This window comes from Nonomuraea sp. NPDC050394 (assembly GCF_044459065.1).
Classification (GTDB): domain Bacteria; phylum Actinomycetota; class Actinomycetes; order Streptosporangiales; family Streptosporangiaceae; genus Nonomuraea.
This window is the reverse complement of record NZ_JBITIO010000028.1, coordinates 12,994-28,675: the sequence shown is the minus strand read 5'-3', so window position 1 is coordinate 28,675 and position 15,682 is coordinate 12,994. Positions and strand designations below refer to the sequence as shown.

At 70.6% G+C, this 15,682-nt stretch carries 18 protein-coding genes and 1 pseudogene; 11 read left to right on the top strand and 8 right to left on the bottom strand.

From position 1 onward, the window contains the following. Positions 1-61 precede the first annotated feature (61 nt). Positions 62-517, top strand: a complete 456-nt coding sequence (locus ACIBKY_RS52750; protein WP_397109881.1) for a MarR family winged helix-turn-helix transcriptional regulator — start codon at positions 62-64, stop codon at positions 515-517. On the opposite strand, the gene ACIBKY_RS52745 is transcribed toward ACIBKY_RS52750, so the two are convergent. Next, complete coding sequence (locus ACIBKY_RS52745) at positions 471-980, bottom strand: FBP domain-containing protein (RefSeq protein ID WP_397109879.1); 510 nt, start codon at positions 978-980, stop codon at positions 471-473. The two genes, ACIBKY_RS52750 and ACIBKY_RS52745, sit on opposite strands and share 47 nt — an antisense overlap. Before the next feature lie 66 nt (positions 981-1,046). On the opposite strand from ACIBKY_RS52745, the gene ACIBKY_RS52740 reads away from it, so the two are divergent. Beyond that, positions 1,047-1,631: a TetR/AcrR family transcriptional regulator gene (locus ACIBKY_RS52740; RefSeq protein WP_397109877.1), complete on the top strand. Its 585-nt coding sequence runs from the start codon at positions 1,047-1,049 to the stop codon at positions 1,629-1,631. Positions 1,632-1,634: 3 nt separating this feature from the next. Here the strand turns inward: ACIBKY_RS52740 and ACIBKY_RS52735 are convergent, their stop codons facing one another. Then, on the bottom strand, positions 1,635-2,987 hold the full coding sequence (locus ACIBKY_RS52735; protein WP_397109875.1) for a serine hydrolase: 1,353 nt from the start codon (positions 2,985-2,987) through the stop codon (positions 1,635-1,637). Then, positions 2,984-3,223, bottom strand: a complete 240-nt coding sequence (locus ACIBKY_RS52730) for a hypothetical protein (protein WP_397109873.1) — start codon at positions 3,221-3,223, stop codon at positions 2,984-2,986. Before ACIBKY_RS52730 ends, ACIBKY_RS52735 begins: the two co-directional genes overlap by 4 nt. A gap of 168 nt (positions 3,224-3,391) precedes the next feature. Between ACIBKY_RS52730 and ACIBKY_RS52725 the strand changes: the two genes are divergently transcribed. Beyond that, complete coding sequence (locus tag ACIBKY_RS52725) at positions 3,392-4,402, top strand: MarR family transcriptional regulator (RefSeq protein ID WP_397109871.1); 1,011 nt, start codon at positions 3,392-3,394, stop codon at positions 4,400-4,402. On the opposite strand, the gene ACIBKY_RS52720 is transcribed toward ACIBKY_RS52725, so the two are convergent. Continuing rightward, a complete protein-coding gene (locus ACIBKY_RS52720; RefSeq protein ID WP_397109869.1) occupies positions 4,376-5,674 on the bottom strand; it encodes a hypothetical protein in 1,299 nt (432 codons plus the stop codon). The genes ACIBKY_RS52725 and ACIBKY_RS52720 overlap by 27 nt on opposite strands. Positions 5,675-6,457: 783 nt before the next feature. Here ACIBKY_RS52720 and ACIBKY_RS52715 point away from each other — a divergent pair. After that, positions 6,458-7,498 carry a tyrosine-type recombinase/integrase gene (locus ACIBKY_RS52715; RefSeq protein WP_397109867.1) on the top strand — a complete coding sequence of 347 codons (1,041 nt, stop codon included), beginning with the start codon at positions 6,458-6,460 and terminating at the stop codon, positions 7,496-7,498. 49 nt (positions 7,499-7,547) lie between these two features. Here the strand turns inward: ACIBKY_RS52715 and ACIBKY_RS52710 are convergent, their stop codons facing one another. From ACIBKY_RS52710 to ACIBKY_RS52695, 4 genes are all read right to left on the bottom strand, one after another. After that, the gene (locus ACIBKY_RS52710; protein WP_397109865.1) at positions 7,548-7,814 is read right to left on the bottom strand and encodes a hypothetical protein; all 267 of its coding nucleotides are present in this window, start codon (positions 7,812-7,814) and stop codon (positions 7,548-7,550) included. A gap of 443 nt (positions 7,815-8,257) precedes the next feature. Then, positions 8,258-8,437 carry a hypothetical protein gene (locus ACIBKY_RS52705; RefSeq protein WP_397109863.1) on the bottom strand — a complete coding sequence of 60 codons (180 nt, stop codon included), beginning with the start codon at positions 8,435-8,437 and terminating at the stop codon, positions 8,258-8,260. A 70-nt stretch (positions 8,438-8,507) separates the two neighbouring features. After that, entirely contained in the window at positions 8,508-8,906 is a 399-nt protein-coding gene (locus ACIBKY_RS52700) for a cupin (RefSeq protein WP_397109861.1), read from the bottom strand. Then, a complete protein-coding gene (locus tag ACIBKY_RS52695) occupies positions 8,903-9,427 on the bottom strand; it encodes a YbhB/YbcL family Raf kinase inhibitor-like protein (RefSeq protein WP_397109859.1) in 525 nt (174 codons plus the stop codon). The genes ACIBKY_RS52700 and ACIBKY_RS52695 overlap by 4 nt, the downstream gene beginning before the upstream one ends. Positions 9,428-9,566: 139 nt before the next feature. Here ACIBKY_RS52695 and ACIBKY_RS52690 point away from each other — a divergent pair, with 139 nt between their 5' ends. From ACIBKY_RS52690 to ACIBKY_RS52660, 7 genes and pseudogenes are all read left to right on the top strand, one after another. Continuing rightward, complete coding sequence (locus ACIBKY_RS52690; protein WP_397109857.1) at positions 9,567-10,259, top strand: GntR family transcriptional regulator; 693 nt, start codon at positions 9,567-9,569, stop codon at positions 10,257-10,259. A gap of 425 nt (positions 10,260-10,684) precedes the next feature. After that, positions 10,685-11,320 (top strand): recombinase family protein, encoded by a 636-nt coding sequence (locus ACIBKY_RS52685; RefSeq protein WP_397109855.1) that lies wholly within the window; start codon positions 10,685-10,687, stop codon positions 11,318-11,320. 37 nt (positions 11,321-11,357) lie between these two features. Continuing rightward, the gene (locus tag ACIBKY_RS52680; RefSeq protein WP_397109853.1) at positions 11,358-11,822 is read left to right on the top strand and encodes a hypothetical protein; all 465 of its coding nucleotides are present in this window, start codon (positions 11,358-11,360) and stop codon (positions 11,820-11,822) included. Beyond that, positions 11,819-12,718: a tyrosine-type recombinase/integrase gene (locus ACIBKY_RS52675; RefSeq protein ID WP_397109852.1), complete on the top strand. Its 900-nt coding sequence runs from the start codon at positions 11,819-11,821 to the stop codon at positions 12,716-12,718. The genes ACIBKY_RS52680 and ACIBKY_RS52675 overlap by 4 nt, the downstream gene beginning before the upstream one ends. 370 nt (positions 12,719-13,088) lie before the next feature. Further along, positions 13,089-13,697: a hypothetical protein gene (locus tag ACIBKY_RS52670; protein WP_397109850.1), complete on the top strand. Its 609-nt coding sequence runs from the start codon at positions 13,089-13,091 to the stop codon at positions 13,695-13,697. A gap of 61 nt (positions 13,698-13,758) precedes the next feature. Next, positions 13,759-15,162, top strand: a complete 1,404-nt coding sequence (locus ACIBKY_RS52665) for a hypothetical protein (protein WP_397109848.1) — start codon at positions 13,759-13,761, stop codon at positions 15,160-15,162. After that, a pseudogene (locus ACIBKY_RS52660) lies at positions 15,159-15,299 on the top strand (LysR family transcriptional regulator); the annotation flags it as partial. The gene ACIBKY_RS52665 and the pseudogene ACIBKY_RS52660, both read left to right, overlap by 4 nt. Positions 15,300-15,682 lie beyond the last annotated feature (383 nt).

Genomic DNA, 15,682 nt, shown 5'->3' with positions numbered 1-15,682 from the left:
TAGAGCTGATAATCAGCCTAAGGAATCGATGGGCCGGCGTGAAGGCCCTAGATTTGGGTTCATGGAGCCACGCCTCGACACCCAGACGGGCTACCTGCTCGTCAAGCTCGGAGCCCAGGCCGGGGCGCGGTTCGACGGCGTGCTGGCGCCGCTGGGCCTGCGCGGCCGGCACGTGCGGGTGATCGAGGAGATGCGCGGAGCCAGTCACTCGCAGCAGGAGCTGTGCCAGGCCACCGGCCTGGACCGGACCACGATGGTGGCCGTCCTGGACGACCTGGAGCAGCGCGGGTACGCGCGCCGTTCGCGCAGCACCGCGGACCGGCGCAAACACGTGGTGACGCTCACCGGTGCGGGCGAACGCGCGTTCAAGGAGGCGGCGCGGGTGCTCGCCGAGGCACAGGAGGCCTTTCTCGCACCGCTGAGCGCCGAGGAACGCGACCAGCTGCACGACCTCGTCGAGCGGCTGCGGGTCACGGCAGGTCGAGCTGCTCCGTCACCTTCTCCAGGAACCCGCTGACATTGGCCACGGTCCGCTCGGCCAGCTGGTCCAGCGTCAGCGACTCGTGCAGCCGCGCGCCGGGCCCGGCGTCCTTCTTGCCGCGCAGGTAGAGGGAGCAGGCCAGGTCGGTGCACATGTAGGCGCCCACGGAGTTGCCCTGCTGGCCACCCTTCCCGGCTCTGCGCGCGGTCAGCAGGGACACGCCGTCGCCCACGTGGCTGGTCAGGCAGATGGAGCACATGCTGCGCCGTACGTGCCGGGCGTTCGGCGCGGCACGACGCAGCGCGACCCCCACGAACGCCACGCCGTCGTCGGCGACGAGATAGGCCCGCTCGGGCGCGGCGGGGTCCTGCCAGCCGAGGAAGTCGAGGTCGTCCCACGGCCGCTCGGCCAGATCCCTGGGTACGGCCAGCCGCTTGGCCTCCCCCTTGGTGCAGTTGACGAAGGAAGCACGGATCTCACGCTCGGTCAGTGGTCTCATACCGGCGAAGCTAACTTTTCCTAGAGGTACTATGCAAATGATTAACCCCTCTAGGAAGATGGCCACATGGCACGCGTGGGACTGAGCGCCGACCGCCTGACCAGGGCGGGCGCGGAACTGGCCGACGAGATCGGCTTCGAGAACGTGACCGTCTCGGCGCTCGCGCGCAGGTTCGGCGTCAAGGACGCGAGCCTGTACTCCCACATCAAGAACGCCCAGGACCTACGCGTACGGATGGCCGCCCTGGCCCTGGCCGAGATGGCCGACCGGGCCGCCGCCGCGCTGGCCGGCCGTTCGGGCAAGGACGCGCTGGCCGCCTTCGCCAACGCCTACCGCGGCTACGCCACGGAACACCCCGGCCGGTACGCCGCCGCCCAGATCGAGATCGACCCCGAGGGCCCCGCCGCCGACGCGGCCCGGCGGCACTCGGCGATGACCCGCGCGATCCTGCGCGGCTACGCGCTGCCCGAGCCCGACGAGACCGACGCGGTCCGCCTGCTGCACAGCACCTTCCACGGCTACGTCAGCCTGGAGCGGGCCGGCGGCTTCAGCCACGGCGCCCGCGACTCCGGCGCCTCCTGGGCCCGGATCCTCGACACCCTCCACTCGCTGCTCACGACCTGGTCTTCCGGCGGGCCGGGCGGAAGGTGAACTTCATGCCTGGCGTCGGGGCGTCACCCGGCAGTTGGTGTGAAGGTACTGGGCCGCACCATCCTTGAAGTCGTAGATCGCGACGGTCTGGGTGTCCTCCTCGGTGGGCATCAGGAAGTGCGTGTCGCTCACCGGCAGCAGTTCGTAGGTCAGGCGGTCCGGTTTGCCGAGGAAGGCGGCCTCCATCGGGTTGAGGAACAGGGTCATGAACAACTTCCCGCCCTCCGCCTTCACCTCGTAGCGGACGTCCGGTCGCTCGTAGACGCCGTCGTACCGGGAAAGATCAAGGTTGAGATCCGGAACGGGCGCCGGGAGGGCGGGGATCGTGGCCGCGCCGAGTTCGGCCAGGATCTCGTTGAACACCTTCCGATACAGGCCGTCGCGCGGCCCGCCGTTGGTCAGCATCGTGATGGCGAGGTTCGAGTCCGGCAGGACGCGCAGCCGGGCGTTCTGGCCGATGGTGCTGCCGTCGTGCGCGTAGACGGTCTCGCCGTGCCAGTCGCACACGATGAGTCCGAGCGCCCATTCCGGTCCGAACATGTACGGATCGGGCACCGGCACACGTGACCGCATCATCTCCTGCACGCCCGCGGCCGAGACGATCCTCGTGCCGTCGGCCGCCGTGCCGCCGTTGAGCAGGACCTGGGCCAGCGCGAGCACCTCACCGGCCGTCGAGCTGAGGTTGCCGCCGGGGCCGAAGGAGCGCGGCAGGTAGTCCACCGGCGAGACGATCGGCCCTTCCTCCGGCGAGCGGACGACGTGCCCCGTGGCCGCCCGTGTCTGGTCCACGTGCTCACGCCGGCTGCTCGTGCTGGTCAACCCCATCGGCTCAAAGAGCCGATATTTCATGATGTCGTCCCACCGCCGCCCGTCGGCCACCTCCATGACGCGCGCGAGCACCGCGTAGCCGAGCGCCGCGCTGTATCCGTGGGTGTACGCCAGCGGGTGCACCTGCGGCGCCCCGGCGATGTTGCGGATCATGCGCTCATAGACGTCGTCGCCTTCGCCGGGATCGCCGAAGGACTCCTCGATGCCGTTGGTGTGGTTCAGCAGATGGCGCGGCGTGACCGCGGCGCCGACTTCCGGATCGGCGACCGCGAACTCGGGCAGATAGGTCCGCACCGGCTCGTCCAGGGCGACCTTGCCCTCGTCGACGAACTGCATGAAGGCGAGCGCGGTCCAGGTCTTCGTCAGGGAGCCGCACTGGTAGATGGTGCCGGGCGTCGCGGGCTCCCGTGTCCCGACATGCCTGACTCCGGCGGCGAACTCGGTGAGCTCACCGTGGTGCAGAATGCCGACCGCGGCGCTCGGGGTCTGGAACTCCTCGAGGATCTCCAGCAGCCGCTCCGGGGTCATCCGGGCAGCCCGACCGCGTTGGCGCTGTCGGCCTCGAAGTACTCCGTCCTCGCGTGGGGGCCGTCGAGGATGGCCTTCACGCTGTCGATCGAGTCGTGGACGATGACGTTGACCGCCTTGGTCCCGTCCGTGCTCGCCACCGCCACCAGCCACCGCGCGCCCGAGGGCAGCCGGCCGTGCGCCTGCTTGAGCGTGTCCCAGAAGCCCCGCGCGTCACTGATCGTGGAAATCGCCATTACGTGCATGCTTGTCGCACTCCTTTCGAATCGCGGAAAGGCTACGTTGCGTTTCATGAGTCGTCAACGGAAAGTGCGGCAATTGCCCTGATAATTGCAATGGTGTTGACGGGAAACGCAACGAGTGTTGCAATGACTTGTCGACGAACGCACCCAGGAGGCGAACCGATGCCCGGAGGCAGGCTGACCCACGACGAACGCCGGCAGATCGCCGCCTGCGTCGCCGAAGGTCTCGGATACGCCGAGATCGCCAGGCGGCTCGGCCGGCCGACCTCGACCGTCAGCCGCGAGGTCGCGCGCAACGGCGGGCCCGGCGGCTACCTGGCCGACCACGCCCAGCAGGCCACCGGACGGCGGGCGGGGCGGCGCCGGCCGTACCGGACGGTGTCACCGACCGCGACCCACGACTTCGCGGAACGGCTCGCCGCGCTGATGTCCGGGACCGGCCTGCCCCGCATGCCGTCCCGCGTCTTCGTCTGCCTGCTCACCACGGAGTCGGGCAGCCTGACCGCGGCCGAACTGGCGGCGCGCCTGCGGGTCAGCCCCGCGTCGGTCTCCAAGGCGATCGCCTACCTCCATCCCCTGGGACTGGTCGGCCGCGAACCCGACCCCGGCGGCCGCCGCGAACGCTACGTCGTCCACGAGGACTCCTGGCTACGCGCCTGGACGGCCGACACGCGCGCCCACGACAAGGTCGCGGAGGCGACGCGAGACGGCATCGAGATCCTGGGCGCCGACACGGCCGCCGGAATCCGGCTGGCCCGGATGGGAAGATTCTTCACCTGGATCAGCGAGGAGATGTCCAGCACCGTCCTGACCGAACCGGCCGTGCACAACGCCCTGACGGTACTCGCCGCCCTGGTCCACGCCGCACGGCCGATGACCGTGGACGAACTCGCCGCCGCACTGGCGCTCCCCCGCGACCGCGTCGCCGACGGCCTGAACGCCCTCATCCAGCGCCCGGCCATCGCTGACCCCCTGACGGTGCGGCCCGCCGCCACCGGCGCCTACTCCGTCACCACCCGTCCGGACCGCCTCACCCCAGCACAGCGCGCCGCCCTCACCGCCCCGTCACCGTCCTCTGACCCGAACACCCCGTTGCCGTCCTCTGGCCCGAACGCCCCCTCGCCGTCCTCTGATGCGCGCGCCCCGTCAGCGTCCAGTCCCGCCGCCCCTTAGCTCCGCGACGACCGCCCGCTCCCGCAACTGCGCCGCCTCCGCCCTGACCGCTTCCAGCTCCGCCCGCAGATCCTCCAGCCGAGCCCGATCCACCAGCGACTCTCCCCTGAGCCGATCCTTCTCAGCCCGCGTTCTGTCCAGCTCAGCCCGCTTCTTGTCCAACTCGGCCCGCTTCTTGTCCAACTCGGCCCGTGCGTTGTCCAGCTCAGCCCGTGCGTTGTCCAGCTCGGGCCCACCACCGGCGGCCACCCGGGCCTCGACTTCGCTCAACTCCGCCCGAGCCGCGTCCCGGGCGTCCTGTGCCTCGGCCAGCCGTACCCGCGCCTCATCCCGGGCGGCCTCCGCCTTGGAGAGTTCCGCGGCCGCGAGCCGCCGCCCCTCCTCCGCGGCATCGGCCCGCGCGGCCGCGCGCTCCCGCTCCTGCACCGCCGCCTCGGCCCGCGCCCCGGCCGCGGCGACGTCCCGCTCAGCTTCCTCCCGCCCCCGCTCGGCTTCCTGCCGCGCGATCGTCGCCGCGCCCGCAACCGCCCGTTCCCGCTCAGCTTCCTGCTCAGCCTGTACGGCCCGCGCCTCCGCCACCGAAGCCTGCCCAAGAGCCGCCTCAACCCGCCCGGCCAGTTCCTCCCGGGCGAGTTCGGCCGCCTCCACCCGCCGAGCAGCTTCCTCGGCCACCTCCTCAGCCCGCCGAGCCGCCCCGTCCGCCAGCTCCTTGGCCTGCCGCACGGCCTCATCGGCCCGCTGCTTGGCCTGCCGTTCCGTGGAGGCCGCCTCCCGCAACGCCGCCAGCGCCTGCTCCCTGGCCTGCTCGGCATCACTATGCGCGGCATCCCGCTCCGCCTCGGCCTCGGCCATCCGCCCCCGCATGCGTTCGGTCTCACGCTGCGCTTCCTCGACGGCTTCGCGGGCCAGCCGTACCTGCTCAAAGGCCTGTTCCCGCTCCGTACGCGCGATCGCCACCCGCGTATGCGCCTCAGCCTGAACCGCACTCAGCTTGGCCTCGACCCCGGCAGGACTGAGCTCCTGGGACAGCGCCCGAGCCAACGGCTCAACAGCCGCCGCCAGCCCGGTCTCCATCCGGTCATACAACTGCTCGGCCCTGGCCAACGCCCCTTCAAGCCCCGGCGTGGCCCGCCGCAACTCCCGCTCCCGCTTGGCCGCCGCCTGACAATCCCCCTCAGGACAGTACGCCTTGGGCCGCCCCCGCCCCGCCCGCTGCTCGATCGGCGTCCCACAGTGCTTACACGGCGTCACCACGCCCGTTTCCCCGCTCACAGCAGCACTCTAGCATTTTCGATTTTCCAGAAAATCAAAATCAGAAATGAAGATCCGTTGCGTCGCGCCACTCCAGGCCAACTTGCGGGAATGGAGAATTCCCGCAAGTAATCGCCCTGAGCGCCCCCTGACCCGGGTCCAGCCGAGATAGGCGTAAAACCGGCCATGAGTCGATCGTGAGAACGTCGGGTGAGGATTGCCACGAAGCTGTCCTGGGGTTTTGCCACACGTCGCCAGTGAGTGAATGCCACTACCGCCAGCGGGGACCGCGCTGCGGCACGGACGAATGACACGGTTTCAGCCTCAGTGACGGATTCTGAGGTCACGCGAACCCTCCGCGACCCATGGGTCTCCAGAGCTGAGAGCTTGATCGAGCACACAGCCAGCACCTCGCTGTGATCGCGGGCGGGCGCCTCCCGGGCTCTGCGGCGGGGCCCGCTGATGGAAGATGGCAGATTTGCCACGTGCTGGTGGGCGCGATTCAGCCGATGAACTGCTGTTTTGCCACGACATACCAGTGGTCTATGCCACAAAATGCCAGCAGCAGACTCCGGTATCTCCGCATCAAGCTGGCCTGCAGGCGCGTCACCGACTGTCAGTGGGGCGTCGGATAGTCGAGAGCGGGGGTGGCGTTGGAGCCCGGCCGCCTGAGTAGCCCTAACATGCATTATCGCTACTCAGCTAGTTGATCATGGAGAACCATATGAGCCCCTCCCCGGCACCGATCTGACTCCGCAAACGCCGGTAGCAGAGCACGAGCTCGAGGGAGAGACCGCCGGGCTGGTGGAGGACGGACTCGCGGCCCACACCCGGATCGCCTACGCCCGGGACTTCGCCGCCTACGCGGCCTGGTGCGAGAGCAACGGCCGCAGCTTCCTTCCCGCCACCGCCGCGACCCTGGCCAACTACGTCGCCCATCTCGCCGCCCAGAAATACGCGCCGTCCAGCATCGACCGCGCCCTGGCCTGTGTCCTGGCCGCCCACAACCACGCCGGACTGGGCAAGCCCGCGACGACCGCGGCCAGGCTGGCACTGCGCGCCTACCGCCGTGAGCGCGCTCAGCAGGGGCGACGCCCGCGCAGATCTCCGCCGATCACCGTGGATCGCCTGCGTGCCATGGTCACCGCCCCGCCGAACAACACCCCGACAGGACTGCGTGACCGGGCGGTGCTGGTGCTGGGCTTCGCCCTCATGAGCCGCCGCTCGGAGATCACCGAGGTGGAGATCACCGAGGTGGAGATCACGGACATCGCCTTCACCGCCGAAGGCATGGAAGTCTTTGTCCCGTTCAGCAAGACCGACCAGGACGGTGACCAGCCCGTCGAGCATGTCCGACTCGGCGGACGGGTCGCGCTCCGGCAGCGCCCGGTAGCGGCGCAGCCCTTCGGTTGCGGCGGCGATCCGCAGCTCGCTCACGCGGAAGGAGGGCGGCAGGTGTGTGACGATTGCCCGCAGGCTGGAGATGTCGCGCACGCTTTCCAGCGTGGCGGCGAGCGGCCCGGTGAGCACCCGGGGGTCGGGCAGCGTGGCGGCGAGCAAGCAACCCCGGCACCGACGACGACCACGACCTCCAAGACCCGCACGAGCGCTGCAACGGCATCCACCTCGGGGCGGACCCGGAGTGCGGCTTCTCTGTTGATCTGTCGAATGCCGGCGTCGCTGACCTGCGGTTCGCCACTTGTATCCGGGGTGTTCACTGGCCTTGCCTTCTCATCTGAAGTGGCGGATTTCGGGGAGCGGGACGCCGATGGTCAACCTGTACCTGTCATGACCCAGAACCGCGGCATCACCACCGACGCTGGCTCAGCACCTTTGGTCGCGTGACCCGTCCCCTTCATCACCGCGGATGCGTCTGACTGAAACCGGCTGGTGATCATGGAATAGCCGCTTGGCTCTCATCCTCGTCGGGGTTCATCCGCACGCCGATATGCCCGAGCGCGGTATGGGAGCGACGGGCATGCAGCTCGACCTTCCGCAAAAGCTCCGCGATCAGCTCCATGCGATGTCGGACCTCGGCGACCCGGGCCTCTGGATCGTCGCCTGTATCATCGTGCAAGACATTTCGCTTACACAGGGAAGCGGCTTCAGCCCGCACGTAGCCGACCATGTAGGCGCTCGCCCGAGCCACTTCGCTCAGCAACCTTCCCGCCTCGCGCAGCTCGGTTACATCCAGCTCGCGCCGCTCATCTACGGCTTGAACGAACTCCCCGAAGCGTGCCAGTCCTCGGCATTCATCGCCGCCTCCCTTTCAACGCGACATGCAACCGCTCGCCGCAAGTGGGCCATCACACGCTCATCCTCGCCACATCAGATGAGAACTTGCCACATGCTTCGCCAGATCGCCTGCGAACTCGCCACTTCAGCTGAGAACCCACATGGAGCACTACGACTGCGACGGCCGCCCCGTCTGACCAGCCAACGGCCACTCCCGTGGTCTCGTGTCAATAGGCGCTTCCCCAGGTCAACAGTGGTGGCCCGGCGCGGTGTCACGCGCCGCCCCTGGTCAGATCCACGCGGCCAGGAGCGCAAGCGGTGGCTCCGCTATTGACAGACGGGGCCACAGACGGCCTGTGGTCCCGTGGCCTATCGGTGCGTTCCGGCGCCGGCCGCGCGGGCGGCGCCTTTGCCGTGCTCGGCGATGAGGGCGACCTCCAGGCAGGTCGGGCAGGCCGTGGACAGGGCGATGTCCCAGGGCATCGGGTCGCCGGAGGTGCGGCCGTACGGCTGCGCGCTGCGACGCTGCAGCAACAGCGCGACCCGCACTCCGCACAACGCGTCAGTCCCGTTATCCGTGGAAAGGGGGAAGCGGCGCCCACCCAGGGAGCAGGCGCCGTCAGAGGAGGTCGGCGCGTCTCTCCAAGCGGCCGCCACATGGCGGAGTGATGGTCATGACGGTGCTGGGGATGTCGAGCTGGATCCGGTGCCACCGTCCGCGCGGGACGATCGCGGCGGTGCCGGCCGTCAGTCTGATCTCCTCCTCTCCCCCCTGCCGTCCCGGCCGTTGCGGACGGAGGTAGAGGCGGATCTTGCCGATGACGCAGGACACGATCTGCTCGGCCTCGGTGTTCACCTGCCAGTGGTCGGCCTGGACGTCGGCACCGGTCCTGGCGTGGAACGCCTTCAGATACCAGCCATTGCGCCCGGCGTCCGCCGGCCGGGCGTCGGCATGGATCCTGCCGCCCCGGGACAGGTGGATGCCGGACGCGAAGAGCTCGATCGGGGTCACGGTCATGGGGTTTCGGCGGTGGCGGTCAGGACCGCGCGGCCGAGAAGGTGGCCGGCGATGCTGAAACCGAGGTAGGCGGGGGTGGCCTCGGCCGGGACGCCGATGGTCTCGGTGTCGAGAGCGTGCACCACGATGAAGTAGCGGTGCGGGCCGTGCCCCGCCGGCGGGGCCGCGCCGAGGTAGCGGGCCACGCGGGCGTCGTTGGGTAGCTGGTAGGCGCCGTCGGGGAGGCCGGAGCCGGTGTCGTCGCCCGCGCCTTCGGGCAGCTCGGTGACGGTGGCGGGGATGTCGGCCACGGCCCAGTGCCAGAACCCGGAGCCGGTTGGCGCGTCCGGGTCGTACACCGAGACGGCGTAGCTCTTCGTCCCCTCGGGGGCGCCGCTCCACGACAGCTGTGGCGAGATGTCCTTGCCTCCCTGGAGTCCTGCGGACATCTGCTCGGGGGGCCAGGGAGCGCCGTCGGTGAGCGTGGTGCTGGTGACGGTGAAGGAGGGAACTTGAGGGAGGCGGGCAAAGGGGTTGTTCACGTCTGTTCCTTCATGGAGATGGCGAGGGTGCCGGCCGATGAGCCGGGATAGGCGGGCAGCGCCATCGAGATCGCCGCCCAGACATCATCGACCATAACACGGATAATCGATTATTCGGCAAATGGTCTATCCTGAGGGCATGACGCAGATGGCCGACCCCTCGGCGAAACAGATGCTCTCCGAGCGTGTCCACGCCCGGCTTCAGGAAGCGATCATGACGGGCGAGTACGCCCCGGGTGAAGCGCTCAAGCCGCAGCAACTGGCCCAGCACCACCAGGTCAGCCTGGCCGTCGTACGCGAGACTCTGGTGCGGCTGGTTGGCGAGGGCGTCGCGGTGCGGCTGCCCAACCGCGGCTTCGCCGTCCCCGACTTCTCCGACCGGCGGTGGCAACAGATCGCGGAGGCCCGCCGTACGATTGAGCCGGTCATGCTGCGCCTGGCGATCGAGCGCGGCGACCTCGACTGGGAGGCCAGGGTCCGGGCGGCCCACCACCGCCTGACCCGCACACCGCCGTACGTGCCGCAGGAGGGCGAGTACTACACCCGCGCCTGGTCGGAGGCGCACCGTGTCTTCCACCGGACGCTGCTGGACGGATGCGGCAACCCCGTGCTGCTGGACACCTTCGACAGGCTATGGACGGCCGGCGAGCTGGCCCGCCGCTGGTCGGCGCAGCGCACGCCCGGCCGCGACGGCGCCGCGGAGCACCGCCGGCTGGAGGAAGCGGCGCTGGCCCGTGACGCCGACACCGCCACCGAGGTACTGGTCCAGCACCTGACGCTCACCGTCGCCGCCCTCACATCCGCACCTGATCAGGCAAGGCGACAGTCGTGACCATCCACACGCGGGCAGATGGGGAAGCCGAAGTAGCCGATCCACCCAACGCCGCCGGCCCGGTGACAGCCATGCCACCGACAGCCACCGACAGCCACCGCGGCCCGCATAACCTCGTCCACCTGCCCGGACTCTGTGACAACGTGCAACGAGAGCCGCCACGTACGCCCGTCTCCCTCGGCGGAGACGATTCCGGCCCCGCCAAGCAGCGAGATCAACGCTGATCGATCGCCGTCCACGCGCTCGAATGCGGTGCGGGGCGCTTCCCTTGGACGGCCAGCCGGGGTAGAGGGTGTTCTCAGATATGGATAATTCTGCGAGACCCGTCCACGGTTTCACACGGTGTCCGGTTCGTCCCCAGGCGTCACTCTCAAAACCTCTCACACAACCGCTCTCAGAACCCGGCCTGCGATAGGTTCTGCGACATGAGCGAGCTCGCCGACCGGGCCGCCGCCGTCGAACGCTTCGACTGCCCGATGTGCGCCGCGCCGGCGGGCAGCCCCTGCCGCACCCGCGGCGGCAAGATCGCCCCGAAGTACCACACCCCGCGCTTCACGCTGGTGCCCCAGCTGCGCGCCGAACTCGAGATCCGCACCCCGGCCGAGCGCGGCCCCGGCCGGACATGGGCGGCGGGCCCGGCGATCGACGCCGCGACGCCGACGGCCGCGGCCAAGCCGACGCGCGTGGGCTACGCCCGCTGCTCCACCGCCCAGCAGGAACTCCAAAGCCAGCTCGACGCCCTGCAGCAGGCGGGCTGCCAGCCGCTCTTCTCCGAGAAGATCAGCACCCGGATCAAGGTACGGCCCGAATTCGCCAAGGCACTGGAGTACGCCCGCACCATCAAGCAGGCCGTCCCGCACCAGCGGGTGATCCTCACCGTGCACGAGATGAAACGCCTCGGCCGCGGCGCCGCCGACCTGCTCACCATCGCCGAAGACCTACGCCGTCACGACATCGAGCTCGAACTGCTCACCGGACCACTGCAGGGCATCTACAACCCGTCCGGGCACGGCGCCGCCCTGTTCGCCTTCTTCGCCCGCCGAGCACCGGGCGCTGCATGAGCGCTTCGAGCGGGCGGAGGCCGAGCTGGCCGCCGCGTTGGCCAGCGGCGATCCTGCCCGGATCGCCAGGGCCCGCCGTGTCCGCGAGGAGGCGAGCGCCACCTGCGACCGCGTCGGCCGAGCGCTGCGCGAGGAGATGGCGGGGCTGGCGGAGGCGGGCTTCGAGCGCACCGGCGAGCTGCTGGCCACGATGCGCAGCGCCTGGCAGGCCGAGGACACCGCGCGCGAGGCGCTCCAGCGCGGCCCCCGGGACGCCGGCCCGCTCGACGGCGACACCGAGGGGCGCCTGCGGGTGACGGGGCTGGATGCGGCGGCGAGTGTGGACGGGCTCGCTCGGCCCTACCCGGCGGAGTGGATCACCGAGGGGTTGCCGCCGCTCATGGATGGAGTCGACGACTGGGCCGCCCGCGACGCCTACCTCGCCGACGGGCACGCCGACGTCGACCGTGACGACAGCGTTCCCGACGACGAAGGGCACGGGCCGGAAGCGAGCGGCCGGTGAGCGCCGAGGTCGTCGCGCTCCGCCCCGGTGCCGGTGATGTCGCTTCCGCCGCCGACCTGGCGCTGACCGCGCTGCACCGCCACCTCGACCGGTGCAAGCTGTCGGCCAACACGGTCAAGGCCTACACGCGGCAGGCCGCCGCCTACGTGACGTGGCTGACCGGCCCCGGCGTCGAGCACGACGACGCCTTCGCCGACGTCGTCGGTGCCGAGGCCGCGGTCACCGCCTGGCGGCGCAGCCGGATCGACGGCCGGGCCGCGCCCAACACCATCAACCAGGGCATCGCCGCGCTCACCCTCATGTACGCGCAGATGGGACTGCGCATCCACGTCAAACGCGCCACCGTCCCCAAACCGGGCGAGCCCGACGCCCTCACCACCGCCGAGCAGGGCGTTGTCGAGCGCGCCGCCGCCCGCCGCGGTGCCCGGGACGCGGCGATCATCGCGGTCCTGCTGTATGCCGGGGCCCGCGAGGAGGAGTGCGCGCGGCTGGAGGTCGAGGACGTCGCGATCACCGCCCGCACCGGCACGATTCGCCTGCACGGCAAGGGCGACCAGGTCCGCGTCGTCCCGCTCCCCCCGACCGCACGCGAGCGCATCTCCGCCTGGCTCAACATCCGCGGCCGCCATCCCGGCCCGCAATGGGTCGGCCAGCGCGGAACCCTGACCATCTCCGGGATCGTCCAAGTCGCGCTGGCCGTCGGCGACGACGCCAACCTCCCCGGCCTGCGCCCGCACCGGCTCCGCCACACCTACGCCACCCGGCTGCGCGAGGGTGGCGCTGACGTCGCCCAGGTCCAGGCCCTGCTCGGTCACGCCTCCCTCGACACCTCGGCCCGGTACTTCCGGGCGGGCGCCGCCGAGCAGGCCGCCGTCGTCGACCGCGTCTTCGAGTAGCCCCCAGCATCGAGCCGCCGGATAGCAGTAGGTCCGCCGACGTCTTCCCGCTACCGCCACTGACCGATTGTTGCTGGCCAGGGCCGTTCCCGCGGTTTCTCCCGGTCTCCTCGTAGGTGGGCTCGGGGAACTGGTGGGTCAGGGTGCGGCCTTCCTGGGTCCAGTCGTGCAGACCGCGGTCGGGGTGGCGAGGCCCCCACGCCTCCGCCCACGGGTACGGGCCGCCGTCCCCGAAGCCGAGGTAGTCGGTGATGACGGCCGTCTGCCAGGCCTGGGGCCGGGTTCCCAGGGGTGGGTACGACTCCGGGCTGATCTCCCGGCACCGAACCGATCTTCGCCGCCGTACGTCGTGGTAGGCATGATGACGCGTTTGTTCAGAGGGCTCCTCGCGGTCGCCGCCCTATCGGCGATGTTCGTGCTTCCGGCGGAGGCGGCCATGGCCTGCTCGTGCGCGACGGGCACGCCGCGGGAACTGGCCGGCGAGGCGACGGCCGTGTTCACCGGCACCGCCACCGGCGTCCGCGTGATCGAGCCGATGGAGAACGGCGGGAAGGTCATCGCCACGCTCCGCGCCGATCACTTCTACAAGGGCGACGCACGCCCGAGCGTCGAGGTGACGACCAGGGCGCAGGGCCCCGCTTGCGGCTTCGCGTTCCACGAGGGCGCCCGGTACCTGCTGTTCGCCCGCACGACCGACGCGGGACTGGCCACGTCGCTGTGCTCCGGCAACCTCGTGCTGCCCGCCGGTGACCAGCCGATGCGGGTGATGGAGCGGACCGAGGGCATGGGCCCGGTCACGCCGGAACTGCTCGCCGTCCTGGGCACGCCGACCCGGGTACGGCCCGAGTCCTCCTCGATCCACGTGCCGGCCGGGGCCTGGCCGGGCTGGATCCTGCCGGCGGCGATCGTCGTGGTGATCGCCTTGGTGATCGCACTGCTGGGCGCCGTGTGGGTACGCCGCCGGACGATGATCGGTTAGGGGGCCCGGGGCGCTAGGGTGAAGCGCCCGAAACCCCGCGAGATCCCCCTGGAACGGTGCCGTGCGTCGCCATCGATTAGGCGTTCCCGCTCTGCTGGTCGCGGGCGGATACCTGGTGACCGTGCTGGCCGCCGCCGTATCCGCCCTGGTCAGTGGTGATGTCAGGCTTCTGTGGCGCCTGACGCTCTTCTACGAGCTGGAGGAGGAGCCCGAGCCGACGCTGTCGCGCCTCCTGTCCGGCCTGGACACCTCGGCCTCGTGGCCGAAGGTACTCGTCCTGCTGGCGACCGGCGGCCTGTGGGCGTGGGCGCTCTGGCAGAGCCTGCGTGGCCCGGTCTCGGGACCGCGCCCGGCGTCGGACCGGAGCGGGCGGCCGCTGCGGGTGATGTTGTACGCGTCTGTCGCGTGCTGGATGGTGTACCTCGCCGCTCCGGAATGGCCCTGGTGGGCGTCGGTCCTCGAACTACTGGTGACGCTCGGGGTCGTCGTGGCGTTCCACCCCCTGTTGCGCCCGCTCACGGGCCTGGCCGGGCTCGCGCTCGCCGCGGGCGTCACGGCCAATGTCCTCCAGATCGCCGTGGAGATCTTCTACGCGCTCGGGTGGCGCGGCGCCGGGCGGATGATTGAGTCCACCGACCTGGCCGCCGTGGCGAACCTCGTCTGGCTGGTCATCGTCCTCATGGCGCAATGGCGGGGCGGTCGCTGGCACCGCACCACGGTCATGTACGGCGTCGCCTCCCTGATCGCGCCGGTGGCACTCGTCCTCGTGGGGATCCCGCTGACCCTCGTCGAGGGTCTCAAGGGCGTGTACGGCGAGGTGGTCGCCGGTGCCTCCAGCGCCCTGATGGTGACCTGGCTGGCCCGCTCCGCCCACGATCTCGCCCGCCCGGACGACGGTCACGCCCCGCCCCGCCCGGCGGCGCTGCCCTCGCCGGCCCCGCCGTACCGGCTCGTGGTGTCGGCACGGCTGGCGGCGTGCGTGATCCCGCTCGTGCCGGCGCTGGTCAACCTGACCAACGGCCACCTGCTGTGGATCACCCCGCACGTGCCGGTACGGCAGCTCGCGCGCCGCGTGGGGGACGTGCTGCCGGCGATCTGGTGGAGCGTGGAGGCCGCCGCCGGCGTCGGGGGCGTGACCCTCCTGGTGCTGATCGCGGGGCACCGCGGGACGCGGCGCACGTTCCGGGTGGCCATGACCGGCCTGCTCCTGACCGCCGCCGCCGGGTTCGTCCCGGTCGCGGGCGTGGCCGTCCTGCTCTGGCTGCGCGGCGACGGCCCCTTCTCCCGTCTCGGCGGGGACCTCTACACGAGGGTCGCGTACTTCGCCCGGGGGGCGGGTGCGGCGCCGGCGGTGTCCCCGCTCTGGTTCACTGCCGCCTGCCTGCTCTCGGCCGTGATCCTCTGGTGGGCGCACGTCGTGCGTTCCGGGTACGGGAAAGGGGTCGGCCTAGTATCGGGGCCATGAGGGAACTGGCGTTGATGCGGACCCTGCGCGCCGTGGCACGCGGCGGTTCCATCAGTGCCGCCGGCGACATGCTGCACCTCACCACCTCCGCCGTGTCGCAGAGCCTGGCCAAGCTCGAGAAGGAGACCGGCCAGTGCCTGCTGCATACTGCCACCATCGCCCCCTACGCCGCCGCCTGCCCCGACGACGACTACGCCCAGCTGCTGGACGGCCACTTCACCGGCTTCAAAGGCCGCGCTCACCACGGTGGCCGTGCTCACCCGCAACCGCTAACACGACACAACCTCACCCGGCCTGGCCACCAGCACGCGAAAGCCACGATGCGGTCATGGCCCGTGGCCACGAACTCCGGCACGATCACGGGCCACGACCGCACCCTCATCATGCCCTCGCCCGTTTCTCCTTCTCGTTGCCGCCAGCGCCGCTATCCCTCCGACACCACCACCGCCGAATGGGCGCTGCTCGAGCCCTTGCTCCCCACCCCCGCAAGCCAGACCCGCCGCGGTGGTCGGCCCGAGGC